This is a genomic window from Streptomyces sp. BE303 (assembly GCF_036290945.1).
GTDB lineage: Bacteria > Actinomycetota > Actinomycetes > Streptomycetales > Streptomycetaceae > Kitasatospora.
The window spans coordinates 1-551 of the sequence record NZ_JAQYWZ010000482.1 but is presented as its reverse complement, the minus strand read 5'-3'; the positions used below and the strand labels follow the sequence as shown (position 1 = coordinate 551).

The window sequence follows — 551 nt, the reverse complement described above, 5'->3', positions numbered from 1 at the left end:
GGTAGAGGGCTTCCAGGTCCCAGCCGCGGTCCGTGGGGAACCCGCCCATGGCGTCGGTCCCGGAGGCCAGCAGGTCCCAGAGTTCCTCCGGGGTGTCGGCCCCGCCCGGGAACCGGCAGGCCAACCCGACGATGACGATCGGATCGACGGTGACCGGCGCGGCCGGTGCGGCCGGTGCCGCCGCCGCAGCCCGTCGGCCGACGAGCCTTTCCAGCAGGACCCCGGCCAGCCGGTCGGCGTCCGGGTAGTCGAAGACCAGTGCCGCCGGGAGGGTGAGTCCGGTCGCGGCGGCCAGCCGGTTCCGCAGGTCCATCGCGGTGAGCGAGTCGCGGCCGCGGGCCTGGAACGCGCGGTCGGGCGCCACCGCACCGCCCGACCCGTGCCCGAGCACCGCGGCAGCCAGGTCCCGCTCCTCGGTCAGCAGGGTCCGGCGCGCCTCGGCGGGCGAGAGGTCCGCCAGCCGCAGCGCGAGCGGCAGCCGGCCGGTCACGGTCACCTCGCGGACCGACGCCCGCACCTCCGGCAGGTCGGCCAGCACCGACGCCGGCCGC

Annotated in this window: 1 protein-coding gene; it reads right to left on the bottom strand. The window is 77.7% G+C overall.

Annotated features, from left to right (window positions below; all coding sequences use genetic code 11):
* Positions 1-551: acyl carrier protein (locus PUR56_RS09730; protein WP_329948572.1), on the bottom strand; the 551-nt coding region annotated here is incomplete at both ends.